The 24,177-nt window shown below is 69.8% G+C and carries 24 protein-coding genes; 10 read left to right on the forward strand and 14 right to left on the reverse strand.

The genetic code is table 11. From position 1 onward, the window contains the following. The first annotated feature begins 54 nt into the window (after positions 1-54). Entirely contained in the window at positions 55-984 is a 930-nt protein-coding gene (locus O2L01_RS17590) for a hypothetical protein (RefSeq protein WP_270123300.1), read from the forward strand. Positions 985-1,041: 57 nt separating this feature from the next. On the opposite strand, the gene O2L01_RS17595 is transcribed toward O2L01_RS17590, so the two are convergent. The 3 genes from O2L01_RS17595 to O2L01_RS17605 form a co-directional block, all read right to left on the reverse strand. Then, a complete protein-coding gene (locus tag O2L01_RS17595) occupies positions 1,042-1,407 on the reverse strand; it encodes a DUF5130 family protein (RefSeq protein WP_344469210.1) in 366 nt (121 codons plus the stop codon). Positions 1,408-1,462: 55 nt separating this feature from the next. Beyond that, positions 1,463-1,723: an aa3-type cytochrome oxidase subunit CtaJ gene (ctaJ, locus tag O2L01_RS17600; RefSeq protein ID WP_270123303.1), complete on the reverse strand. Its 261-nt coding sequence runs from the start codon at positions 1,721-1,723 to the stop codon at positions 1,463-1,465. 243 nt (positions 1,724-1,966) lie between these two features. Continuing rightward, positions 1,967-2,488, reverse strand: coding sequence for an HNH endonuclease (locus O2L01_RS17605; protein ID WP_344469212.1), 522 nt, complete (start codon positions 2,486-2,488; stop codon positions 1,967-1,969). 290 nt (positions 2,489-2,778) lie between these two features. Between O2L01_RS17605 and O2L01_RS17610 the strand changes: the two genes are divergently transcribed. Together O2L01_RS17610 and O2L01_RS17615 are read left to right on the forward strand one after the other, a co-directional pair. Then, positions 2,779-3,810 (forward strand): mechanosensitive ion channel family protein, encoded by a 1,032-nt coding sequence (locus O2L01_RS17610; RefSeq protein WP_270123305.1) that lies wholly within the window; start codon positions 2,779-2,781, stop codon positions 3,808-3,810. Positions 3,811-3,937: 127 nt separating this feature from the next. Then, on the forward strand, positions 3,938-4,366 hold the full coding sequence (locus O2L01_RS17615) for a globin (protein WP_270123306.1): 429 nt from the start codon (positions 3,938-3,940) through the stop codon (positions 4,364-4,366). Positions 4,367-4,479: 113 nt separating this feature from the next. On the opposite strand, the gene O2L01_RS17620 is transcribed toward O2L01_RS17615, so the two are convergent. From O2L01_RS17620 to ettA, 5 genes are all read right to left on the reverse strand, one after another. Next, positions 4,480-5,301, reverse strand: coding sequence for a hypothetical protein (locus O2L01_RS17620; RefSeq protein ID WP_270123307.1), 822 nt, complete (start codon positions 5,299-5,301; stop codon positions 4,480-4,482). 139 nt (positions 5,302-5,440) lie between these two features. Next, a complete protein-coding gene (locus O2L01_RS17625) occupies positions 5,441-6,238 on the reverse strand; it encodes a type III secretion system chaperone family protein (protein ID WP_270123308.1) in 798 nt (265 codons plus the stop codon). Between the two features lie 342 nt (positions 6,239-6,580). Continuing rightward, entirely contained in the window at positions 6,581-7,144 is a 564-nt protein-coding gene (locus O2L01_RS17630; RefSeq protein ID WP_270123309.1) for a hypothetical protein, read from the reverse strand. A gap of 20 nt (positions 7,145-7,164) precedes the next feature. Beyond that, a complete protein-coding gene (locus O2L01_RS17635) occupies positions 7,165-7,566 on the reverse strand; it encodes an acyl-CoA thioesterase (protein WP_270123310.1) in 402 nt (133 codons plus the stop codon). Positions 7,567-7,568: 2 nt separating this feature from the next. Further along, positions 7,569-9,248: an energy-dependent translational throttle protein EttA gene (gene ettA, locus O2L01_RS17640; RefSeq protein WP_270123311.1), complete on the reverse strand. Its 1,680-nt coding sequence runs from the start codon at positions 9,246-9,248 to the stop codon at positions 7,569-7,571. 163 nt (positions 9,249-9,411) lie between these two features. On the opposite strand from ettA, the gene O2L01_RS17645 reads away from it, so the two are divergent. From O2L01_RS17645 to O2L01_RS17655, 3 genes are all read left to right on the forward strand, one after another. Next, positions 9,412-10,842 (forward strand): alpha,alpha-trehalose-phosphate synthase (UDP-forming), encoded by a 1,431-nt coding sequence (locus tag O2L01_RS17645; protein WP_270123312.1) that lies wholly within the window; start codon positions 9,412-9,414, stop codon positions 10,840-10,842. 65 nt (positions 10,843-10,907) lie between these two features. Then, positions 10,908-13,493, forward strand: coding sequence for a trehalose-phosphatase (gene otsB, locus O2L01_RS17650; RefSeq protein ID WP_270123313.1), 2,586 nt, complete (start codon positions 10,908-10,910; stop codon positions 13,491-13,493). A gap of 98 nt (positions 13,494-13,591) precedes the next feature. Then, positions 13,592-15,406 (forward strand): protein kinase domain-containing protein, encoded by a 1,815-nt coding sequence (locus O2L01_RS17655; protein WP_270123314.1) that lies wholly within the window; start codon positions 13,592-13,594, stop codon positions 15,404-15,406. Positions 15,407-15,616: 210 nt separating this feature from the next. On the opposite strand, the gene O2L01_RS17660 is transcribed toward O2L01_RS17655, so the two are convergent. Further along, positions 15,617-15,967: a hypothetical protein gene (locus tag O2L01_RS17660; protein WP_270123315.1), complete on the reverse strand. Its 351-nt coding sequence runs from the start codon at positions 15,965-15,967 to the stop codon at positions 15,617-15,619. 394 nt (positions 15,968-16,361) lie between these two features. Here O2L01_RS17660 and O2L01_RS17665 point away from each other — a divergent pair, with 394 nt between their 5' ends. Beyond that, the gene (locus O2L01_RS17665; RefSeq protein WP_270123316.1) at positions 16,362-16,874 is read left to right on the forward strand and encodes a DUF3145 domain-containing protein; all 513 of its coding nucleotides are present in this window, start codon (positions 16,362-16,364) and stop codon (positions 16,872-16,874) included. A gap of 221 nt (positions 16,875-17,095) precedes the next feature. Here O2L01_RS17665 and O2L01_RS17670 read toward each other — a convergent pair whose 3' ends face one another. Beyond that, positions 17,096-17,743, reverse strand: coding sequence for a mycothiol-dependent nitroreductase Rv2466c family protein (locus tag O2L01_RS17670; RefSeq protein WP_270123318.1), 648 nt, complete (start codon positions 17,741-17,743; stop codon positions 17,096-17,098). Positions 17,744-17,845: 102 nt separating this feature from the next. On the opposite strand from O2L01_RS17670, the gene O2L01_RS17675 reads away from it, so the two are divergent. Then, positions 17,846-18,742 (forward strand): helix-turn-helix domain-containing protein, encoded by an 897-nt coding sequence (locus tag O2L01_RS17675; protein WP_270123319.1) that lies wholly within the window; start codon positions 17,846-17,848, stop codon positions 18,740-18,742. Here the strand turns inward: O2L01_RS17675 and truB are convergent. From truB to O2L01_RS17695, 4 genes are all read right to left on the reverse strand, one after another. Then, positions 18,739-19,665: a tRNA pseudouridine(55) synthase TruB gene (gene truB / locus O2L01_RS17680; RefSeq protein ID WP_270123321.1), complete on the reverse strand. Its 927-nt coding sequence runs from the start codon at positions 19,663-19,665 to the stop codon at positions 18,739-18,741. The genes O2L01_RS17675 and truB overlap by 4 nt on opposite strands. Positions 19,666-19,893: 228 nt before the next feature. Continuing rightward, positions 19,894-21,216 (reverse strand): MATE family efflux transporter, encoded by a 1,323-nt coding sequence (locus tag O2L01_RS17685; RefSeq protein ID WP_270123322.1) that lies wholly within the window; start codon positions 21,214-21,216, stop codon positions 19,894-19,896. Next, positions 21,213-21,659, reverse strand: coding sequence for a 30S ribosome-binding factor RbfA (gene rbfA, locus O2L01_RS17690; protein WP_270123323.1), 447 nt, complete (start codon positions 21,657-21,659; stop codon positions 21,213-21,215). The genes O2L01_RS17685 and rbfA overlap by 4 nt, the downstream gene beginning before the upstream one ends. 127 nt (positions 21,660-21,786) lie before the next feature. Next, the gene (locus O2L01_RS17695) at positions 21,787-22,083 is read right to left on the reverse strand and encodes a DUF503 domain-containing protein (protein WP_270123324.1); all 297 of its coding nucleotides are present in this window, start codon (positions 22,081-22,083) and stop codon (positions 21,787-21,789) included. 220 nt (positions 22,084-22,303) lie between these two features. On the opposite strand from O2L01_RS17695, the gene O2L01_RS17700 reads away from it, so the two are divergent. Both O2L01_RS17700 and O2L01_RS17705 read left to right on the forward strand, forming a co-directional pair. Then, complete coding sequence (locus O2L01_RS17700; protein ID WP_270123325.1) at positions 22,304-22,837, forward strand: DUF6069 family protein; 534 nt, start codon at positions 22,304-22,306, stop codon at positions 22,835-22,837. A 75-nt stretch (positions 22,838-22,912) separates the two neighbouring features. Beyond that, positions 22,913-24,175 (forward strand): sensor histidine kinase, encoded by a 1,263-nt coding sequence (locus O2L01_RS17705; RefSeq protein ID WP_270123326.1) that lies wholly within the window; start codon positions 22,913-22,915, stop codon positions 24,173-24,175. The last annotated feature ends 2 nt before the right edge of the window (positions 24,176-24,177 follow it).

Below are 24,177 nucleotides of genomic sequence, written 5' to 3' on the forward strand. Positions count from 1 at the left end.
CCCGTGTGCCTCCCTGGCGATCCTGCGCCTTCCAACACAGAGGAGAGAGCCGTCTTGTCCGCGCTTTTGCCGGTGGCCGTCCTGAGCGCCACCTTGGTCGCGTTGTTCGGGATCGTCCTGCCGCTCCTGCTGCTCGGGCCCGTGCTCGCCTCGCGCACCCGCCCGCAGCCGCAGCAGCTGATGTTCGCCGTCGTGCTGCTCATCCCCACCGTGCTCATCGGCTCGGGCTTCATGGCCTGGTGGGCCGTGGACTGGCTGCGCCGCTACGACGTGCCCGCGCCCGAGCTCGTCGGCATCGCCCTGGTCGCCGCGGCCGTGATCGGGCTGATGGCGCCGTTGCGCCTGCCCGGCGGGAACGGGCCGTTCTGGCTCAAGCCGCTCCTCGGGCTCGCCTCGGGCGTGCTCGTGCCGATGTCGATCATCTGGTCCATCGACGCGGGCCTGCACGAGGTCGCCGCGTGCGGCATCGGCGTGCTCGTCCTCGCCGTGCTCGTGGTCGCGTTCCGGCTCGTCGCGAAGCCCCTCGCCGACCGCCGCCAGGCCAAGCAGGCCCGGAACTCGGTGCGGCGCTTCCAGGGGCAGCTCGTGGACGTCACGGACGCGGCCTGGAGCCTGTCGAGCGCGCGCGGGGACGCGAACCGGATCGTGCTCACCTACAACGGCGAGTCCGGCGGCAAGTCCGTGGGCGCGGCCCTCATGCTCAAGCGCGACATGGAGTGGGTGCCGAAGGCCAAGGAGAACGAGTCGGCCGTGTTCGAACTCGCGAAGGGCCTCAACGGCCAGCCGACCGAAGCGGTCCTGGCCCAGAAGCAGATCGGCTCCCCCGCGACGCTGACGATGCGCATCCCCGGGACGACGATCCTGTCGATCCGCGAGACCGTCGCCGATTCCCTCTCGTGGGTCGAGTTCATCTCCAAGCTCGAGCTCACCGAGGCCGACGACCTGCTCAAGCGGCAGTTCCCCGAGGACGCCAAACGCAAGTAGCCCAAAGCGAAGCGAAGGCCCGGAAGCGGAAGCTTCCGGGCCTTCGTCGTATGCGCGCTAGCGGCTCGCGGCGGTCTCGGCGAGCATCCGCAGGCCGGTGATGATGCCCCCGGCCAGCTGGCCGGCGCCGAACGCGGCCTCCATCGAGAAGACCACGAGGGCCGCCGAGCGGTCCGGGACCTTCTCCTGGGCGAGCTTGCCGGTCACGATCTCCAGCTGCCGCTGCTCGGGCGAGACGGCGACGAGGATCGAGCGGTCCGGGTCGGCGAGCTTGTCGTGCAGCGCCTCGGCCGCGCCGCGGACCGGGTCGTGCAGCGGGCCGACGTAGACGCTGTAGTGCAGGCCGCCGCCGTCGCGCTCGGCCACGGACAGGGCCTCGTCGATGTGGAGCAGCTGATGGGTGTCGAAGGGTCCTTCGAGCATCGCGGGCCGGACGTTCTCCGGGCTCTTGTCGACGCCCTCGACGATCGCCACCTGGTTACCACTTGCCATGCGAGCCTCCCTTGGGTCCACTGGCGAAGGTCTCGGCGCCGTGGGCGCCGGACTCGAGTTCGGCCAAGCCGGACTCGCCTGCCACCGCGCCATTGCGGGCGACGAACCACACCGGTTTGAAGTTGTAGGGCTCACCCGCGCGGTAGCGGGACTGGGGCCTCGGGTGTCGCAGGAAGATCAGGGCGAAGACCGCGACCACGACCAGGATCGGGGCGCCGAAAAGTATCAGCCAGTCCTGGAAATTCATGTTGCTCCCCTAAATTCAGGTACAGGATGACTCGGCGGACTTGCGACTGGCAAGGGGCGCCGTCACCATGTCCCTCAGACTAATCCAATTACGCCCCTCACATCGCCGCAGGTGGTAACTCGGTGCAGCCGGTCGCACCAGTCGCGAATGCGTCGGTGCGCCAAGGCGAGTACGCGAACAGGGCCCGCCGGACGTCTTTCGACGTTCGGCGGGCCCTGCGCGTCCGATGGCGACGGGCGCCCGTTACGAGAGGCGGGCGCGCTCCTTCCCATGGCGGGGCAGCCAGGCCTCCCACGCCGGGTCCGGGCGGCGCTGGCCGCGGAAGCCGCGCAGCTGCCAGCCCGAAGGCGGGCGGGGCACGCGCGGCAGGCGCCAGCCGAGCTCGGCCAGGGTCTTGTCGCTCTTGCGGTGGTTGCAGGGGGCGCACGCCGCCACGACGTTGTCCCACGTGTGCGTCCCGCCGCGCGAGCGGGGCACCACGTGGTCGATGGTCTCCGCCGACGCGTTGCAGTACACGCATCGCCAGTCGTCACGCGCGAACACGCCGCGCCGAGACGGGCTCGACCCGACCTGCCTGGGGATCGGGACGTAGCGGTTGAGGCGGACCACCGAGGGGACGGGAATGTGCATGGTTTCCGAGCGCAGAAAACCGTCACCAGGAGTGACGGTTTCGGCCTTCCGAGTGAGCAGCAGCACTGCCGCCCGCTTGACCGGTATCACGCACAGCGGCTCGTAGCTCTGGTTCAGAACGAGGGCGGAGCCCAGCGTGGCGTTGTGCGTGAAGAGATTCGGGAGCAACCCTGGGGCAGGGTCATCGCTGTCGAGCGTGCTCCTATGTCGAGGACCTATCACGGTGACGTACCTCCAAGCCATCGGTCCCGTCAAGTTTGACCTAAATCTCAGAAAATTGCACCCTGGTTCCGTGGGATCTTGAATGACACGCGAATATCGTCTGTGCGGACCCGCGACGACGCCGGATCGGACGGACGTCGGTAAGGGTGCGCGCGGGGCGTGAACACTGCCATCGCGCCTCGATGACCTTGAGAAGGACGAACGTGGAACTGCTTGCCGCCAACGAGGGGACCCCGCCCTGCGACGCGGGGTTCAACTCGTGCTCGCTGCTGTACAAGATCACCGGCAGCGAGGGCTTCGCCGTCGACGGCGGCGTCGTCCTCGACAAGATCGGGCAGGTCCTGCTCATCATCGTGGCGGCCTTCTTCCTGCGCTGGCTCGTCAACCGCGCCATAGGCCGCATCATCAAGCAGGTCACCTCCATCAAGGGCCCCCAGTCGATCGCCGAACTCGCGGACAAGCTCGGCTCCGGCAACGCCCGCCGGGACGAACTCCTCGGCGACCGCAGCGACAAACGGGCCGAAACCCTCACCGGCGTGCTCCAGCACGTCGCCGGGATCGTCATCTTCACGGTCGCGTTCATGCTGGTCCTCAGCGCCTTCAACGTCAACCTCGCCCCGATCCTCGCCAGCGCCGGCATCGCCGGCATCGCGATCGGCTTCGGCGCCCAGAACCTCGTGCAGGACTACCTGGCCGGGATCTTCATCCTCATCGAGGACCAGTACGGCGTCGGCGACAACGTCGACGTCGGCGACGCCCAGGGCACCGTGGTCGACATGGGCCTGCGCGTCACCACGCTGCGGTCGCTCGACGGGACCCTCTGGTACGTGCGCAACGGCCAGATCCTGCGCGTCGGCAACTCGAGCCAGAGCTGGGCGTACGTGGTGGTGGACACGCCGCTGCCGCCGACCGCGGACATCGACAAGGCCGGCGAGGTCATCACCCAGGTCGCGGAGGGCTTCGTCGAGGACGAGGAGTGGAGCCCCCACATCCTCAAGGAGCCCGAGTACCTCGGCCCGATCGAGATGACCATCGACGAGATCAAGGTGCGCCTCGGCGTGCGGACCACCTCCGACCAGCAGTGGGCCGCCGGGCGCGAGCTGCGGCTGCGGGTCACCGAGGCGCTTCGGGAGGCCGGGGTCATCGACCTGGCGTCCTCCGGGCGGATCTACGTGCCCCGCTCGGCGGCGGGAGGGGCCGCTGGTGCGGCAGGGGCGGCCGGGACGACCGCGTAGTCCTGCGTCGTCGACGTGCGGTGCAGTGCCGTTCAGTGCTGTGCCGTCTGAGTGATATACGGCCCATTCGGTGTGACGCGTGCCGGATCGGCTTCCGTGTCGGTCCCGCCCTTGGCACGATTGGGAGATGCCTAGTGACAGCCCGCGAGCCGTGGTCGCCTTGACCCCGACCGGACAGCCTGCGCCCACGCAGTCCTTCTACGAGGCCGTGGGCGGCGAAGCGACCTTCGAGCGCCTGACGACCGCGTTCTACGCGCAGGTGGCCGACGACCCGATCATGCGCCCGATGTACCCCGAAGAGGACCTGGCCCCGGCCGCCCGGCGGCTGAAGATGTTCCTCGAGCAGTACTGGGGCGGCCCCCACACGTACTCCGAGGAACGGGGCCACCCGCGCCTGCGGATGCGCCACGCGCCTTACACGATCGGCGAACGCGAGCGCGACGCCTGGCTGCGCTGCATGCGCCACGCCATGGACGAGATCGCGCTCACTCCCGAGTACGACAAGGTCATGTGGGAGTACATGGAGCGAGCTGCGGACTTCATGCGGAACGCATGAAGCTTGAGCACAGTATGTGGAACTCGTAGAAGTCGTTCTGCGGCAAGTCAATTCAACGTGAGAACGGAGCGGCGGGTCATCCCGCCGCTCCGTTCTTTCCTCTGCTACTCAGCTCAGGCGAGGCATTGGCGCTCGACCTCGCGGTAGAGCTCGTCGTGGGCCTCGGCCCATTCGATGTACTCGGCGCTGCCGAGGTCTTCGAAGCTGTCGACGGTGCCCGGGTACTCGTCGTCGATCAGGATGTCGAGCGCGTCGGAGCAGGCCTGGCGGGCGTCGGAGTCGAGTTGGAGGGTGTCGCGCTCCAACTGGAGGGCGACGATCTCGTCCTCGAGCTCGTTGCGTTCGGCCTCGACGGCCGCGAGCTCGTCGGCCTGCGCGTCGAAGTCGTTCGTCTTCTCCGAGTAGAGGATCCCGAAGGTCGCCACGCCGGCGAGCAGGGCGAGGGCGATGACGCCGAAGGTGATCGCGGCCTTGTTGCGGGGCTTGCGAGGGGCCATCGGCAGCGGCATGGGCCCGGTCTGCATGACGGGCGGCGGGGGGCCGACCGGTGAGCCGACTGAGGGGGCCATCGGCGGCGGGGTCATCGCGTAGCCCTGGGCGGGCGGGGGCGCCGGCGAGGGGAGTGTCGCCTGCGGCATGGCGCTCGGCGGCGCGGCGGGGGCCGGGCCTTGGGGTGCGACTGCCGGAAGCGGTGCCTCCGTGAGGAAGCCGTCGTTCGATTCGAACGCGGACTGCGGCGACGCGACGGGTGAAGGCGCGTGCTGAGGCGGCGGGGAGGACTGCGGCGCGGCGCCCGGGACGACCTTCACGGTGGCGTCGTTCTCGCCCGAGAACACGGAGGGCTGGACCGGGATCGTCGCATCTGCTTGGGGCACTTGGGGTTCGGGTGCCGCGGCGGGCTCGGGGGGACGGTCGCCCTGGGGGTCGGGGGTCATGGGGTGCTCCTATCCAATTTGGAGATGGGGGTTCCTCATGATCGTACCGGCCCAAAGCGAACCGCACCTGCTCAAAGCGCCGCCCCGGGCTCCGACGGGAGCCCGGGGCGGCGGTGCACAACGGTCAGACCGGCAGGGTCTACAGCAGTTCGCCTTCCAGCCACTCGACGAATGTGCCCGAGATCGCTGTGCCGCAATCGATGAGCTCTTCGAGGAGGGCGGTGGTGATGCCGGGGCGGACGGGGACCTGGATCTCGCCGAAGACCGGGAGCGCGCCCGATTCGGTCGGCTCGCCGAGGTAGGCCTTGAGGAAGCGGCGGGTGCGGTTCCACTCGTTCATGGCCGCGTAGCCGCGCTCGGCCCACTCGCGGGGGACGGTCTGGTACGCGCGGGCGCGCAGCACCAGGATGTCGGCGTCGGGGCCCTCGGCGCGGACCTGGACGATGTGGCGCTCCCAGAGGGCCACGATCCCGCCGTTCTCGTCGACGAGGTAGCGGATGTCGAGGCTCTTCAGGGCCGCGATGATGCGGTCCGAGTCGAGCGGGGCGGCGTCGTCGGTCTCCTGGGCGACCGCCTCGGCGGCGATCTGCTCCAGGTCCGTGATGAACTCCGGGTCGATCTCCTCGAGGTCGCGCTTGATGAGGTGCCAGCGGTCGACCTCGGAGATCTGCTCGTGCTCGGGGCCGAGCAGGAGCTGTTCCGCCGTGAGTTCCTGGCGCAGCTCGCGGGAGGCGAACTCGAGGTCGACCTCGTACTCCTCGGTGTCGAGCTCGGATTCCTCGTGCTGCTCGGCGCGCGGGCTCGGGACCGCGCTGGGCTGGCTGCCGCGCGCCTGGGCGCGTTCGGCGGCACCGCCGAGCTCGGTGTCGGCTTCGGCGACCGCCTCGGCGATCGACTCTTGCTGTGCGTCGCGTTTTCTGCTGCGCCACCATGCCATGGTGTTGTCCGCCTTCCCACCCAAAATGCGAATCACTGGCAGTGTTGGGTAATACGTTGGCATTCATCCTGAGCTGAACCATTGGATGTGATTGGTTGTGCTTCGCGGGGCATAGCCAAGTTACGTCGTGTTGCAGTGAGCAGACTAGGGCTCGCTACTGACATGGCACAACCGTCAACCAATCCTGACCAAAAGTATGAACCGTCGTGCGTTTGTTCGCAGGCGCGAACGGGGTACTGTCACCGGTTTCATATGTATCAGAACAGGAAGGGCGGTCCCATCCTCCGGACGTCGGGTATCCGTCACTGATCGGTACAACGATCACCGTGTGTTCCGAATCGGTCACAGCAACGGTAGGCCGCGGTCCCTGTCCCAGACGGCGCCGTAGGTGGCGGCGAGTCCGATGCGGCGCCCGGCCTTGACGACCCGGACGGGGTCCTCGCCGAGGAAGCCCATGCGGCACAGGCCGGCGACGAGTCGGAACTCGACGGGGTAGATCCGGCCGTCGTGTTCGACGCGGAGGGTCACGTGGTCGAGCATGGCGTCGCGCAGGCGGCGGTCGCCGATCCCCTGGCCGCGCCGCTCCCGCAGGGCCTGTGCGGCCTTGCGGTCGATGTCGGCGATGTCGGCGGCGGGCACGGACTCCACGGTCGTCCACGGCGGCCTGGGGAGCCGCCCGCGCCATGCCGCGGCGGGCCGGGGCGCCGGGGAGCCGGCGGCGAGGTCGCCGGCGCGGTAGAGCCCTTCGGCGAGCGGCGAGGCCCCGGCGTCGCGGACGGCGAGGACGCCGATGGGCAGGGCGGCCCAGAGGCGGCCGCCCTGCGCGAGCACGAGCGTGTCGGGGTCGAGCCTGGCGGCGCGGGCCGCGAAGGCGGCCTCGTCCCCGGCGTTCAGCGGGTCGTTCATCGGAGGATCGGCATGCCGCGTCAGTCGGTCCACTGCTCGAGGTACGCCCGCTCCTCGGCGGTGATGCGGCGGGGCCGCTGCGAGACGATGTCGAACGGCACCATGACGGTCTTGGCGCGCAGGGCGAGCTTGTCGTTCGCGGTGAGCTCGTAGGCGAACGAGAACGAGGAGTTCCCGATCCGCTCGACCCAGAGCTCCACGCGGGTCTCGGCGGGCACGGTCACGGGCAGCAGGAAGTCCACCTCGTGGCGGGCCACGACGACGCCTTCGCGGAACCCGGGGATGCCGGATTCCGCGGCGGCGGAGAACATCATCGCGACCCGGGCCTCTTCGAGCAGGACCATGAACTGGTTGTTGTTCACGTGCCCGAAGGCGTCCATGTCCGACCAGCGCAGGGGGACGTCGACCTTGAAGCGCGCCACGGCTAGTCCCGGGTGAGCTTCCGGTGGGTGACGCGGTGCGGGTTCGCGGCGTCGGGGCCCAGGCGCTCGATCTTGTTCTTCTCGTAGGACTCGAAGTTGCCCTCGAACCAGAACCACTTCGGCAGGCCGTCCGCGCCCTCGCCCTCCCAGGCGAGGATGTGGGTGGCGACCTTGTCGAGGAAGGCCCGGTCGTGGGAGATCACGACGGCGCAGCCGGGGAACTCCAGCAGGGCGTTCTCGAGGCTCGAGAGGGTCTCGACGTCGAGGTCGTTGGTGGGCTCGTCGAGCAGCAGCACGTTGCCGCCCTGCTTGAGGGTGAGCGCCAGGTTGAGGCGGTTGCGCTCGCCGCCCGAGAGGACCTTGGTGGGCTTCTGCTGGTCCGGGCCCTTGAAGCCGAACGCGGCGATGTATGCGCGCGAAGGCATCTCGACCTTGCCGACCATGAGGTAGTCGAGGCCGTCCGAGACGACCTGCCACACGGACTTGTCGCCGTCGAGGCCCGACCGGTTCTGGTCCACATAGGAGATGTCGACCGTGCCGCCGATGTTCACGGTGCCCGAGTCGGGCTTCTCGAGGCCGACGATGGTCTTGAACAGGGTGGTCTTGCCGACGCCGTTCGGGCCGATGATGCCGATGATGCCGTTGCGCGGCAGGTTGAAGTCCAGGCCGTTGATGAGCGTCTCGCCGTCGAAGCCCTTGACGAGGTCCTTGACCTCGATCACGGTGGAGCCCAGGCGCGGGCCCGGCGGGATCTGGATCTCCTCGAAGTCGAGCTTGCGGGTCTTCTCGGCTTCGGCGGCCATCTCCTCGTAGCGGCCGAGGCGGGCCTTCGACTTGGTCTGGCGGCCCTTGGCGTTCGAGCGGACCCACTCGAGCTCGTCCCTGAGGCGCTTCTGGAGCTTGGAGTCCTTGCGGCCCTCCACCTTCATGCGCTCGGCCTTCTTCTCCAGGTACGTGGAGTAGTTGCCCTCGTAGGGGTAGGTGCGGCCGCGGTCGAGCTCGAGGATCCACTCCGCGACGTTGTCGAGGAAGTACCGGTCGTGCGTGATGGCGATGACGGCGCCGGCGTAGGAGGCGAGGTGGCGCTCCAGCCAGAGCACGGACTCGGCGTCCAGGTGGTTGGTGGGCTCGTCGAGGAGCAGCAGGTCGGGCGCTTCGAGCAGCAGCTTGCAGAGCGCCACGCGGCGGCGCTCGCCGCCGGAGAGGTTGGTGACGGGCCAGTCGCCGGGCGGGCAGCGCAGCGCGTCCATGGCCTGCTCGATCTTCGAGTCGAGCTCCCAGGCGTTGGCGGCGTCGAGCTCCTCCTGCAGGCGGCCCATCTCGGTCATGAGCTCGTCGGTGTAGTCGGTGGCCATCTCCATGGCGACCTCGTTGAACCGGTCGAGCTTGCCCTGGATGTCCGAGACGGCCTCCATGACGTTCTCCATCACGGTCTTCGACTCGTTCAGCGGCGGCTCCTGCGCGAGCATGCCCACCGTGGCGCCGTTGGCGAGCTTCGCCTCGCCGTTGGAGACCTGGTCCTGCCCCGCCATGATGCGCAGCAGACTGGACTTGCCGGCGCCGTTGGGGCCGACCACGCCGATCTTCGCACCCGGGTTGAAGTACAGGGTGACGTCGTCGAGGACGACCTTGTCACCGTGCGCTTTACGCGCCTTTTCCAAGGTGTAGATGAACTGCGCCACGCTGATCCTTCGCTTGAGCGACGAACTGTACTGAACTGACCGGTGTCAATGATGTCAAGTCCCCGGGGGTATCCGCCAATGGGGCCGTCGCGGGGACCGCCTGCGTCACCGCCACCGCCCGATCACCCGTCCCGGTAGGCTTGCGAAAAGGAGGGAACACGAATTGAGCAACGCATCCTTCATTGTCGTGGCCAACCGCCTCCCCGTCGACGCCGTCGTCGACGACGAGGGAAACCGAACCTGGCGCCGATCCCCTGGCGGCCTCGTCACCGCCCTCGAACCCGTTCTCCAGGCCAACCGCGGCACGTGGATCGGCTGGGCCGGCATCGCCGGCGAGGCCCCCGACGCCTTCGAGGCCGACGGCGTGACCCTCATGCCGGTGCCGCTCAGCGAGAACGAGGTCCTGCGCTACTACGAGGGGTTCTCGAACGCCTCGCTGTGGCCGCTCTACCACGACGCGGTCGAACCGCGCGTCTTCCGCCGCTCCTGGTGGAAGTCCTACTACGAGGTCAACGAGCGGTTCGCCGACGTCTGCGCCCGCGAGGCCGCCCCCGGGGCGGTCGTGTGGGTCCAGGACTACCAGCTCCAGCTCGTCCCCGGGATGCTCCGCGAGAAGCGCCCGGACCTGCGGATCGGGTTCTTCCTGCACATCCCGTTCCCGCCCGTGGAGCTGTTCATGCAGCTCCCGCACCGCATGGAGATCCTCAAGGGCCTCCTCGGCGCCGACCTGGTCGGCTTCCAGCGGCCGCTCGCGGCGCAGAACTTCCTGGCGCTCACCCGGCACCTCCTCGGCTACCGGCCGCGGGGGCACTACGTCACCGTCGACGACCGGCTCGTGCGCGCGGACGCCTTCCCCATCTCGATCGACACCGCGCACAACGAGGAGATCGCCGGAAGCGAGCGGGTCCGCCAGCGCGCCAAGGAGATCCGGGCCGAGCTCGGCGAGCCGGAGACGATCTTCCTCGGCGTGGACCGGCTCGACTACACCAAGGGCATCGAGCAGCGGCTCAAGGCCTTCCGGGAGCTCCTGGAGGACGGCCGGCTGCAGGTGCCGAACGCGGTGATGGTCCAGGTCGCGACCCCCAGTCGCGAGCGGGTGGACCAGTACATGAAGCTGCGCGAGCGGGTCGAGCGCCAGGTCGGGCGCATCAACGGCGAGTACGGGCAGGTCGGCCTCCCGGCCGTGCACTACCTGCACCAGAGCTTCGACCGGTACGAGCTGGCGGCGCTGTACCAGGCGGCCGACGTGATGGCGGTGACCCCGCTGCGCGACGGCATGAACCTGGTGGCGAAGGAGTACGTGGCGAGCCGCGTCGACAACCGCGGCGCGCTCGTCTTGAGCGAGTTCGCCGGTGCCGCAGGCGATCTGAGGCAAGCGTTCCTGGTGAATCCGCATGATTTGACCGATTTGAAAGACGGATTTGTGACAGCCGCGAACGCGCCTCTCGACGATAAGATGAAACGGATGCGCGCCATGAGGCGTTATCTGCGCAAGCACGATGTCAGTCGCTGGGCGCGCAGTTTCCTCACAGCGCTAGGAGTTCCGGAGCGCAGCGCGGCGTACAATCCGGGCAGCCCGCCTGCCGAAGTCTGATACCCGGCGGTCGGGCGGCAGGCACAGACATTTCCGCAACGACGGTGTTGGAGAGATACGCCACGATGACCGCACCACGCCCTGAGGGCCCCGATTTCAGCTCCTCCGAAGAGCTGCGCTCGGCCCTCACACTGCTCGCACGCGTTCCGCAACTGCTGATCGCGTGCGACTACGACGGCACGCTCGCGCCGATCGTCACCGATCCTTCGCAGGCCATGCCGGTTCCCGAGTCGGTCTCGGCCCTGCGGACGCTGGCGAACCTGCCGCAGACGAAGGTCGCGGTCATCTCCGGCCGGGCGCTGCGGGACCTGGCGGCGCTCTCCCGCCTGCCTTCCGAGATCCACCTGGTCGGATCCCACGGATCCGAGTTCGACATCGGCTTCACCCGGGCGCTCTCCAGCGAGGACCAGCGGTTGCGCGACAAGCTCGTGGCAGAGCTGTCGGCGATCGCCGAACGCTACGAGGGCGCCCGGATCGAGCCCAAGCCGGCCGGCTGCGCGCTGCACGTCCGCGAAGCGTCGGAGCAGGACGCGATGCGGGCCGTCGAGGACGTCCGCGAAGGTCCGTCCACTTGGGACGGCGTGCAGACCACCGAGGGCAAGGCCGTCATCGACCTGTCCGTGGTCGCCACCCACAAGGGCGACGCGCTCGACAAGCTGCGCCACCAGCTGGGGGCCTCCGCGGTCCTCTTCCTGGGCGACGACGTGACCGACGAGAATGCGTTTGCGCACCTCCACGGTCCCGACGTGGGCGTCCGCGTCGGCCCCGGCCCGACCCGCGCCGCGTTCCGCATCTCCGACCCCGAGGACGTGGCGAAGCTCCTCGCGCGCCTCGTCGACACCCGCCGCGCCTGGCTGCAAGGCGAGCAGGCCCAGCTGATCGAGCGGCACACGATGCTCGCCGACGGCGCCAACCACGCGCTCCTCACCCCTGACGGGCGCGTCACCTGGATGTGCCACCCGCGTCCGGACTCCGGCTCGGTCTTCGCCGACCTCCTCGGCGGCGAGCACGCCGGCCACTTCAGCGTCCAGCCCGTCAACGCCGGCATCCCGCTCGGGCAGCGGTACGTGTCCGGCACGATGACCGTCGAGACCCGCTGGCCGGGCCTGTCGGTCACCGACTGGCTCGACTCGACCCCGCGCCGCCGCGGCGACCTCAACGCCACCGTCCTCGTGCGCGAGATCAACGGCGAGGTCCCCGTCAAGATCACGTTCGCGCCCCGCCCCGAGTTCGGGCAGCTGCCGGTGCAGCTCCAGCCCGTCGGGGACGACGGCCTGCACGTCCTCGGCGGCCGCGAGCCCATCAGCCTGCGCTCGCCGGGCGTGGACTGGCACATCGAGTACGACGGGCAGCACTCGCTCGCCGTCGCCGTCGTGGACCTCGCCGCCGTCGGCGGGAACCTGGTCCTCGAGATGCGCGCCGGCTCGTCGAGCCTCGACGACTGGAAGCCGGGCGTGGGCGTCCGCCGCCGCACCACCGAAGCCGGGTGGCGCAACTGGTCGGACTCGCTCAAGCTCCCGCGCGTCGAGACCGAGATGGTGTCGCGTTCCGCGCTGGCGCTCAAGGCGCTGTGCTTCCAGCCGACCGGCGCGATCCTCGCCGCGGGCACCACCTCGCTCCCCGAGGAGCTCGGCGGCGTGCGCAACTGGGACTACCGGTTCTGCTGGATCCGCGACGCCGCGATGACCGCGAACGCCCTCGTCGACCTCGGCTCGCTGCAGGAGGCCGAGTCGTACTTCGCGTGGGTCGCCGGGATCATCGAGCGCACCGCGGGCCACCCCGAGCGGCTCGCCCCGCTGTACGACATCGAGGGCATGGCCCCGAGCCCCGAGGCGATCATCGACACGCTCCCCGGTTACGCCGGGGCGCGGCCGGTGCGCATCAACAACGCCGCGTCGAACCAGGTCCAGCTGGACGTGTTCGGCCCCGTGGCGATGCTCGTCGAGGCCGTGGCGCAGCGCCGCGGGCACCTCTCGGACTTCGAGAGCCAGGTCCTCGGCAGCATGGTCGAGGCCGTCGCGAAGCGCTGGCACGAGCCCGACCACGGCATCTGGGAGGCCCGCCAGGCCCCCCGGCACCACGTGTACTCGAAGGTCATGTGCTGGGTGACCGTGGACCGCGCGCTCAAGGTCGCCGAGCAGTTCGGCATGGAGTACGGGCCCGACTGGCACGAGCTGCGCGACCAGATCGCGAAGAACGTGCTCGAGCTCGGCTGGAACGACGAGGCCGGGGCCTACACGGCCGCGTACGGCCACGAGGACCTCGACGCCGCGTCCCTGTGGATCGGCCTCTCCGGGCTGCTCCCGCCGGACGACCCGCGCTACCTCCGGACCGTCCTCAAGATCGAGGCCGGCCTGCGCTCGGGCCCGACCGTGTACCGCTACCACCGCGACGACGGCCTGCCGGGCACCGAGGGCGGGTTCATCATCTGCGCCGCATGGCTCGCCGAGGCGTACCTGCAGGTGGGCCGCCGGACCGACGCCGAGGAGCTGTTCGAGCAGATCCTCGCGTGCGCGGGCCCGACGGGCCTCCTGCCCGAGCAGTGGGACCCGATCGCCGAGCGCGGCCTGGGCAACCACCCGCAGGCGTACTCGCACCTGGGCCTCATCCGGGTCGCGAACCTGCTGAACGGCCAAAGCGGCCGCATCTGAGGCACCCTCAAGGCGAGGGCTACTCTGTTCAGGACGATACGGCGAAGCTTGCGAGCCGTGCAGGGACACAGTCCGACTCCTGACAGGAAGCCCTCGCCTTGAGCTCCCCCACTCCTGCCATTCCCGGCTACCGCGACTTCGCGATGGTCGCGCACGGTTCGACCGCGTTCGTGTACACGGCCGTCCAGGAGCGCCTCGACCGGACGGTCGCGATCAAGGTCCTGCTCGTCGACGACGACATGACCACCGCGGAGTCGGTCGAGAAGGAGCTCGAGGCCACCGTCGCGGTCTCGAACCACCCGCACATCGTCTCGATCATCGACACCGGCCACACCGAGGCCGGGCAGCCGTACATCGTCATGGAGTACTGCGAGGGCGGCTCGTACTCGGCGATCCTGAAGGCCAACGGGCCCTTGCCCGTCGACGACGTGATCGACGTGGGCGTCAAGATCGGGCAGGCGCTCCAGGCCGCGCACAACGCGGACATCCTCCACCGGGACGTCAAGCCGCAGAACATCCTCCGCGGCCAGTACGGTCCCGCCCTGGCGGACTTCGGCATCGCGCGCACGCCCGCCTCGCTGGCGGCGACGGCCGCGATCGACAAGCTCACGCCGCTGCACGCCTCCCCTGAAGCGCTCCTGCGCCAGGCCCAGACCTCCGCGAGCGACCTGTTCAGCCTCGCGTCGAGCATGTGGCACCTCCTCGCCGGGTACGCGCCGTTCGCGAACCCCGAGGGCGGCACCGACCCCGACACGCACCGCGAGCGCGTCACCTCCGATGCGCCGCCGCCGAAGCTCCCGCGCGAAGACGTGCCCGAGTGGCTCGAGAGCCTGCTCGTGCGCGGCCTCTCCCGCGACCCGGACCGCCGTCCCGCCTCGGGGCAGGCGTTCGCCGAGGAGCTGCAGCGCGGCATGTACGGCGGCGGGGTCGGCAAGGCCTCCGCGCCGGCCGTGATCGGCGACGTGAGCAACGAGGAGACGGTCTACCGGCCCGAGGTCGCCTCGCGCGGCACCCGGGTTCCGTTGGACCCGTTCGCACCCGTGCAGCCCGTGCCGCAGCCCGAACGCGGCGGCACCCTCGGCAGCGGCCTCACCGGCGGCCGCACCGGCGGGTACGGCGCGGAGCTCGGCCACGCGGTCGACCCGCGGTACGCGCAGCTCGACGGGAGCACGCAGGGCGGCCCGGTCTCGGCCGCGCCGTTCTCGGGCGCCCCGATGAGCGCCCAGCCGTTCTCGGGGGCGCCGATGAGCGCCCAGCCGTTCTCCGGTGCGCCGCAGCAGATGGCGCCCAACATCGCACCCTACTCGGCGCCGCCGCAGGCGCCGGTGAGCATGCAGCCGCCGCCGATGCCGTGGGGCCAGCAGTCGCCCCAGCAGCAGGCGGCCCGGCAGGAGCAGGTGTTCGCCCCGCCGGTGATCGGCCGAGACGGCACCAAACCGCGGAAGACCAAGGCGTACAAGGCGCCCAAGCAGATCCAGCCGAAGCAGAAGGACGAGCGGAGCCTCAAGGGGTACGTGTACCTCGGGCTCGCGATCACCGTGCTGCTCGGCGGGATCATGAGCGTGTGGCTGTGGATCCTCACGCCGAACAAGGACGCCGACGACCTGGAGCAGGCGAACACCGAGGGCGGCGGGGCCGCGCAGGAGGTCGCGATCGAGTCGTGGAGTGACGGCGAGGTGTCCCTGACGTGGACGCCGGCCGCGGACGCCGACGGCCTGCGGTACATCGTCTTCGCCCAGCGCGTCGGCGACGAGCAGGCCGAGCCGCTCAACCCGGACGGCACCACCGAGACCGAGTTCAGCACGGCGGGCCTGATCCCCACCGAGGACTACTGCTTCACCATCGGCGTACTGCGGAGCATCGACGACGTGCCGATGTCCGAACCGGTCTGCACCGCGGATCTGGGCGACTGAGACGCCCGCCCCATTGGGGATCGTCCGATCGGGTGAGGCGCACCGCTTCAGACGGCTTATTCGGAGTGCCTTCGATAAACCGATCACGGAATGCCGAAGCGCCATTCTCGAACAGGCGATCGAGCAATTCCGGGAGCGGTGAAACCCGGGCAAGAGAAAAGCGCCCCACGCCCTGGCGGGCATGGAGCGCGAACGTCGCGGGTGCGAAACCTAAGCGGCGACGGCCTCGGCAGCGAACGCGTCCGCCTCTTCGAGGGTCTTGAGGGTGGTGTCCCAGCCCTGCTCCGCGGGGAGCTTGGCGGCGAGGCCCTCGATCTCGGCCTTGATCTTGGCGCCGTGACCGGCGGCGGCGAGGGCCTTGACGGCCTCGGTGAACGCCTCGGAGCCGGTGGCGAGGTGCAGGGTCTTGCCGTCGACCAGGTTGCGCAGGTACACGTGCTTCCCGTTGTTGAGCGGGATCAGGTACTTGAACTCGCCGAGGACGTTGAGGCCGCCAGCGGCCCCGCCCTTCTGGCCGGCCTTGACGGAAGCGCGTGCTGTCTTGGAAGTGTTGGCTGCCACGCCGGTCTCCTCACCATGTCGTGTAAGACGAATCTTCGGCCCGGCGCAGGGAGAGCAGCTCGAAAGGCGGGCTCTGAACCTGGGTTGGACCACAAAAGAAAACCGACAGTCCGCCGGTCATGCGCAAGTCTAGCTCAGCCCTGCGGTGCGGCAACTAGCACACGTACCGGGTGTGACGCATCGAATGATCGAAAAAGTGAGCCGCCGGGGCGCTTTAAGCCTAGCGCGATGCTTTCGAAGCTGTCAGTATGTAACTGAGCGGAATAGCGTGCCGGGTTCGAGTTCATCCCACTCTCATCCCGGCCGATGCTCGTTGCACGGCTTTAAGTCGTAGCGAAATGACCACAAGGAGTGAGCCAGTACTCAGAGACGCCGATTCCCGAGGAGGTGCGCGATGCAGACACGCGGCGTGATCTACATCCACTCCAGCCCGTCTGCGGTCTGCCCGCATGTCGAGTGGGCGATCGGCCGGGTCCTGGAGCGCTCCGGCTCCAACGCGAGCCAGGGCGTGAAGCTGGGGTGGACCCCGCAGAACGCCGAGCGCGCCACCATGCGCGCCGAGCGCCCCTGGACCGGCTACGCCGGCATGGGCGCCGAGTTCGCGAAGGCCCTCGCCCAGTGGCCGATGCTGCGCTTCGAGATCACCGAGGATCCGAGCGCGGGCGTCGACGGCGAGCGGATCATGCACGTCCCGGGCCGGGGTATCTACCGTGCGGCGATGAGCGCCGGCGGCGAGATCATGATCGCCGAGGACCGCATCCGCGCGCTCCTGGCGACCACGACCAGCGCCGAGGCGCTGCGCAACGGACTGGACCAGCTGCTGGGCCTGGAATGGGACCGCGAACTGCGCCCCTACCGGCAGGCCGCCGGCGGCACCGAGCAGTCCTGGCTGTCGCAGGTCGGCTAGTCAGGCCCTTATAGACGAAGCGATTCGGGCCCCGCGTGGCGATCACGCGGGGCCCGAACGCGTCGTGGCCCTCAAGGGCTGTCGTACCCGCGAGCGATCATCGATTCGGGGGCGGTCGCGTTCGGACACACCCGACCCCGGGGAGCGGAGGCTTCACAACGCACGACGATGCCCGCGACGCTTTGCGTCGCGGGCATCGCTGTTCGTTCTGCTTGCGGCCCTTACAGATCGGCCGTCAGGTTGTCGAAGTTCGGGCCGTCCGTGCGGGAGCGCTTGAGCTCGTAGAAGCCCGGAGTGGTGGCCACGGCGTAGACGCCGTCCCAGAGCTTCGCGGCGGCCTCGCCCATCGGGGCGGGGGTGACCACGGGGCCGAAGAGGCCGACCTTGACGCCCTCGTCGTTCTCGACCGCGACGACCGGGGTGCCGACATCGGTGCCGACGAGGTCCATGCCGCGGTGGTGCGAGGCCTTCAGCGCCTCGTCCCACTCCTCCGTCTTGCCGGCGTCGGCCAGCTCGGCGGGAAGGCCGACGGCCTCGAGCGCGGCAGGGAGGTAGACCTCGGCGTCCTTCTCGCCGCCGAGGTGGATGCGGTTGCCCAGGGCGGTGTAGAGGCGGCCCAGGGTCTCGTTGTCGTACTGCTGCGCCACCGCGGTCGCGACCCGCACGGCCGGAACGGTCTTCGGCAGCAGGTTCTGGTAGAACTCGGGGAGCTCGTCGAGCTTCGGCTCGTTGAGCACGAAGAGGCTCATCACGTTCCAGCGGACGTTGATCGGGCGGAGCTTCGCGGCCTCGAGGATCCAGCGGGAGGTCATCCACGCCCACGGGCAGGCGGGGTCGAACCAGAAGTCGACGGTCTTGGTTTCAGCCATGCGCACTACACTACTTCAAATTTAAACAACCTTCCTGGGCGGCTCGACCCTATGATCGAGACACAACGCGGAACCACGATAAAAGGGATAAACTTGCCGTCGATGCTGGTGAATACGCGACAAGATGACATAACGGGCCGCCTTTTCACGCCCTCCCCGGAGCCGGCTCCGCTGGACGGCCGCGGCCCGCTGATCGAGATCCTCACGCTCTCGCGCCTGCGCGCGGGCGGCGACGCGCCCGCCCTCGCGCGGCCGTTCCGCTCCGACCGGCACTGCCTGCTCACCCTCAACTCGGGCGCGGTGCGGCACAGCGTGGACTTCACCGAGCACGACCTCGCGCCGGGCCAGTGGCTGTGGGCGCGGCCGGGCCAGGTCCAGCAGTGGGGCGGCCTCGAACAGGCCGAAGGCACCGTCATCCGCTTCGCGACCGAGTTCCTGGACCCCGACACCGCGATCGGCGTCTGCGTCGACGACCCGCACGCCCCCGTCGTGCGCGTCCCTTCGAGCGAGGACCACGCGCTGCTACGCGCGGCGACCACGCAACTGCAGTGGGAGCACTCGGCGGACCGGCTGCCGCTGGACACCCGGCTGCAGGTGCTCCGCCACCTCCTCGCGGTGCTCGTGCTGCGCATCGCGAGCCTGCCCGCGCCGCAGGCCGGGCCGGACCCGAGCGAGGTGTACCTGGCGTTCCGCGACGCCGTCGAACGCGACTACGCGAACTCGCGGCGGCTCAGCGACTACGCCGAGGCGCTCGCCTACTCCCCCAGGACGCTCTCGCGGGCCACGCTCGCGGCGGCGGGGATCCCCGCGAAGGAGTTCATCGACCGCCGGGTCATCTTGGAGGCCAAGCGGATGCTCGCCTGCTCCCCGATCCCGGCCGCCCGCATCGGCGACCGGCTCGGCTTCAGCAGCGCCACCAACTTCAACAAGTTCTTCGCCCAGCGGACCGGGATGACCCCGATCGCCTTCCGGGCCTCGGCCCAGACCAGGGGCGCCTAGCTCGCCGCCGCGAAGACCGTCTCCGGCTTCGCCTTGCCGTCCTGCTCGATCATGACCGCGAGGAGGTCGCCGGCCCCGCTGAGGACGGCGTACCGGCCGTCGATCCCGGCGGCGTCGAGCGGCTTGCCGTAGGACAGCGCCTTGGCTTCGACCTCGGTCGCCGTGCGCGTGGGCATGAGCCGCGCGGCCGCGTCGCCCATCGTGAGCGCGCCCAGGGGTTCGCCCGCCTCGGACCGCTCCGCGAGCGCCTCCAGGGTCGCGGCGGTGTCGATGCCGAAGCCGCCGATCCTGGTGCGCCGCAACGCGGTCAGGTGTCCGCCGACGCCGAGGGCGGCGCCGAGGTCACGGGCGATCGCGCGGATGTAGGTGCCCGAGGAGCACGAGACGTCCACGTCCACGTCAACGAATTCGCCCTCGCGGCGGATGGCTTCGATCGCGATCGAGGCGATCGTGACACGCCGGGCCTTCAGCTCGACGGTCTCGCCGTCGCGCACGCGCTTGTAGGCGCGCTGGCCGTCGATCTTGACAGCGCTCACCGCGCTCGGCACCTGGTCGATCTCGCCGGTCATCGCGGCGAGGCCCGCGCGGATCGCGTCGTCGGCGACCGCCGACGCATCGGCGCTCGCGGTCACGTCGCCTTCGGCGTCGTCCGTGACCGTGGCCTGGCCGAGCCGGATCGTCGCGGCGTAGGACTTGTCAAGGCCGGAAACGTAGGTCAGCAGTTTGGTGGCCTTGCCGACGGCGACGATGAGCACGCCGGTCGCCATGGGGTCGAGCGTGCCGCCGTGGCCGACCTTGCGGGTGCCGCAGATGCGGCGCATCCGGGACACCACGCCATGCGAGGTGATGCCCTGCGGCTTGTCGACGACGACGAGTCCCGGCTGCGGCGCGGGTTTGGCGGATCTGGGCGGCACTGTGGTCACGGTCGTAGAGGCTAACCGCGCCCCGCACCGCACCCGCCGCGCGGGTCGCTACTGGTGCCGGTCGAGCGATTCCTGAAGGGCGCGCAGGGCCGCCGCCTTCTCCTCGTCCCAATTATCGGGACGAGTGCGGCGCTTCCGTCGGGTCGATGAATGAGTCTTCATCCTCGACACCTTAACGAAGGTTCAGGCGGAGTTCCGCGCACAATTCACATAGTGGGATGCGCATTGTCAGGCGCGCTCGGCGCCGGTGACGGCCCACTCACCCGAGCGCAGACGCCAGAGGATCATGCCGAGACGCACGAGCATGAACACGGCGATGCCGCCCCAGATGCCGGTGAGGCCCCACCCGAAGACGAGCGTGAGCCACGTGAACGGCAGGCCGCTGGCGATCGAGATGACGGTCATGTTCCGCATGAACCGCAGGTCCCCCGCGCCGATGAGCACGCCGTCGAGCGCGAAGACCACGCCGGCCACGGGCAGGAGCAGGACGAGCCACGGCCAGATGTAGCCGAGCTGTTCGTGGACGCCCGGCTCGGCGGTGAACAGGTCCGGGAGGACCGGCAGCAGCGCGAGCACGGTGAGCAGGAAGGCCACGCCGTAGCCGAGGCCGACGATCGTCAGCCGCTTCGCGGTGGCGCGCGCGGCGGCGGGCCGGCCCGCGCCGAGGTCGGCGCCGATGAGGGCCTGCGCGGCGATCGCGACGGCGTCGAGCGCCAGCGCCGCGAAGAACCAGAGCTGCATGCCGATCTGGTGCGCGCCGAGGGCGACCGTGCCGACGCGCGCGGCGACGGCGGTGGCCGAGAAGGAGCTGACCTGGAAAGCGATGCCGCGGATGATCAAGTCGCCGTTGGCGACGAGCTGCTTCGACATGAGCTCGCGGTCGATGCGCAGCGGGACGCCTTCGCGGCGCAGGGCGAGGAGGAACAGCACGCCCGATACGGCCTGCGCGAGGGCGTTGGCCCAGGCGGAACCGACGAGGCCGAGTCCGACGGGGTAGACGAGGACGGGCGCGAGGACGGCCGAGAGGAGGAACGAGGCCGTCACGAACCACATGGGGCGCTTGGTGTCCTGCACCGCGCGCATCCAGCCTTGGCCGGCGCCGGCGACGAGCAGGAAGGGGGCGCCGAGGACGGCGACGCGCAGCCATTCGGCCGCGGCCGCTTCGACGGCCGGGTCGTCGCCCATGAGCCCGGCGACGGGGCCGGCGAGGAACTGGAAGGCGACGATCATGACGAGGCCGGCGGCGAGCGCGAGCCAGGTCCCTTGCACGCCTTCGGCGACCGCGCCGGTCCGGTCCCCGGCGCCGTAGCGGCGGGAGGCCCGGGCGGTCGTGCCGTAGGCGAGGACCGCGCCGATGAACGGCGCGAGGCCCATGATGACGCCGCCGAGGGCGAGCCCGCCGAGCGGGACCGCGCCGAGGTGGCCGACGACGGCCGTGTCGATGAGGAGGTAGATCGGCTCGGCCGCGAGCACGACCAGCGCCGGGATCGCGAGGGAAGCGATGCGCCGGTACGAGGCCGGGCGGGGCGTCGTGTCCCGCTCCGGGGTCACCGGGTGGACTCTTCCGAGTCCTCCGCTTCTTCCTTCTCTATGTACGGGTTCTCGTCGCCGGCGTAGGAGGCGCCTTCGGCGATCTTGTGGACCTCGGCGTCGGCCGCGGCGGCCTTCGCGAGGAGCTCTTCGATGCGGTTGGCCTGGTCCGGGACGGTGTCCGCCACGAAGGTGATGGACGGCGTGTGGCGCATCCCGAGGGCGCGTCCGACGGTGGTGCGGAGGTGCCCGGTGGCCCGCTCCAGCCCGGCCGCGGAGGCCTTGACCTGGTCCTCGTCGCCGAGGACGGTGTAGAACACGGTCGCTTCGCGCAGGTCGGGGGTCATGCGCGCGTCGGTGATGGTGACCATGCCGACCCGGGGGTCCTTGAGCTTGCGCACCGCCTGGGCGGTCAGCTCCATGACCCGCTTGGAAACCTGGGCCCGCTTCGACGCGTCTGCCATCGCACTCCTGCCTTCCGCTACACGCGCACCTCGGTTCGGATGCGCCTTACTCATCGACGGCTCTCGGGCTTCGCCGAGGCCGCTCCGCCGCTCGCCGGTGGGCGAGCCGCTACTGGTCTTGCCTTCGTCAATCGTCCTCGGGGCCGAAGACGCGCCGCCGGACGCTCAGGAGCTCCACTTCGGGACGGCCCGCGATGTGGTGCTCGCACGCGTCCAAGAGCTCTTGGACGTGCCGGTTCTCGCCCGCCACGGCGGCGACGCCGATGGTGGTGCGGCCGTGGACGTCCTGGTCGCTGACTTCGGCCACCGCCACCTCGTACTTCCGCAGTGAGGCGACGATCGGGCGCACGTAGGAGCGCTTGGCCTTCAGTGAGCGGGAGTCCGGCGGGAGGAGGAGGTCGAATTCTGCGCATCCGGTGAACACCGCTCTACATTACGCGCCGCCTCCGACATCCCCAAGATGTTTTCACCCCGGGCGCAGCGTGCGCCTCGTGAGTTAGCCCGCTCGGCGACGTTCGCGAGATGAAAATTAGCAGAGTCCGAAAACGTCGGTTTCGCGACCTCCGTCACGGGTTACTGCCAACATGAGGCCGGGAAGCGGGCCGCTCCGGGCGGTCCGCGGGCTTCGTCGAGAAGGAGGAACCATGTCGGCACCGCAAGGCGGGTGGGCCGGGAACCACGAGGAACCGACGAGGCGCTACCCCGCGACCGCCCAGCCGGCGCCGCAACCGCAGCGCCCGACGGTCGACGCCGGGAAGCTCTGGGCGGGCGGGTTCGGCACGGCCGTGGTCGCCGCGCTGGTCGCGCTCGTCGGCATCCTGCTGGTGCGCGGGGTCCTCGGCATCCACATCCTCTCCCCCTCGGACGCGGGGGCGTACGGCGACACGACCACCACCACGTACGCGTTCGGCGCGTTCGGCGTCGCGATCCTCGCCACCGGGGTCGTGCACATGCTGCTGCTGCTCATGCCGCGGCCGATGAGCTTCTTCGTCTGGATCATGCTGCTGGTGATCGCGGTGGGCGTGCTCATCCCGTTCACCGTGGTGGCCGATCTGGACTCGCAGATCGCCACGGCCGGCCTGAACTTCGTGATCGGGATCTGCATCCTGAGCCTGCTGAACTCGGTGGCCGGGATCGCCACCCGGGAGGCGCGCCGACCAGGGGTCGAAGTCATGTGAGGTAGGGCTGGCCCTACCAGGAAGACACAGGACGGCCGGGTCGCCGCGGCGACCCGGCCTTTCTAGTGTTGTCCTATGCGAACAACCCTGCGACAACTGGGCGTCGACACCGGCTATCTGCTCTCGATGTTCTTCATCGCCTTGCCCTCCTTCATCATCGGCCTGGTCGGCACGCTGCTCGGCGTCGGCACCGCCGTCATCTGGATCGGCGTGCCCATCGGCGCCGCCACCCTCCTCGCGATGCGCGGCATGGCCGCCGCCGGGCGGGCCCAGCTCCCGGCCGTGCTGCGCAGGGAGCTCCCCAGGCCGCGGTACAAGCGCGCCCGCGAAGGCGCCTCGGGCCTGCGGCGCTTCCTGACGCCCCTCACGGACGGGCAGTCCTGGCTCAACGTCCTGTGGGCCGTGGCGATCCTGCCGGTGGCGATCACCGGGTTCGTGGTCGCGATCGTGTGGTGGGCGGTCCTGGCCGGGACGCTCCTGTGGCCGCTGTACGGGTGGATCATCATCGCCGCCACCGGGGAGCCCGAGAGCGGACTCGAGTACGCCACGCGCTGGCTCGGCTGGGGCGATTCGTACCTCGCGATGTCCGTGCTCGCGGTCATCGGCGGCGTGGTCATGGCGCTCACGATCGTCCCGGTCCTGCGCGGCCTCGCGCTGGCGCAGGCCTTCATCGGCAAGGGGATGCTCACGTCGATCAGCGGCCTGCACGAGCGGATCGACCAGCTCGAGGAGTCCCGGAACGCGGCCACCTCCGCCGAAGCCGACGCGCTGCGCCGGATCGAGCGGGACATCCACGACGGCCCGCAGCAGCGCCTCGTGGGGCTGGGCATGGAACTGGCCCGCGTCAAACGCCAGCTCGCGACGAATCCCGAAGCGGCGCAGGCGACCCTGGAGGCCGCGATCGCGCAGACGCGGGAGACCATCGACGAGCTGCGGTCGCTCTCGCGCGGCATCGCCCCGCCGATCCTGACCGACCGGGGCCTGGACGCGGCGCTCGCGGCCCTGGCGGCGCGGTCGCTCGTGCCGGTGGAGCTGGAGACGAACCTCAACGGCCGCTACAAGGCGAGCGTCGAGAGCACCGTCTACTTCGTCACGGCCGAGTGCCTGACGAACATCGCGAAGCACTCACAGGCGTCGAAAGCGACGGTATCGGTCGAGGACTGGGGGGATAGGCTGGTGCTCTCGGTCGGCGACAACGGGATCGGGGGCGCGCACGTCTCGAAGGGGCACGGGCTCTCGGGTCTCACCGACCGTGTCAAAGCCGTCGAGGGCCAGTGGACCATCGACTCCCCCGACGGCGGTCCGACCGTGATCGTCGTGGAGGTTCCTAGTGCGTAGGA

The organism is Glycomyces lechevalierae, from assembly GCF_027622945.1.
In the GTDB taxonomy this organism is placed as follows: Bacteria; Actinomycetota; Actinomycetes; order Mycobacteriales; family Micromonosporaceae; genus Glycomyces; species Glycomyces rutgersensis.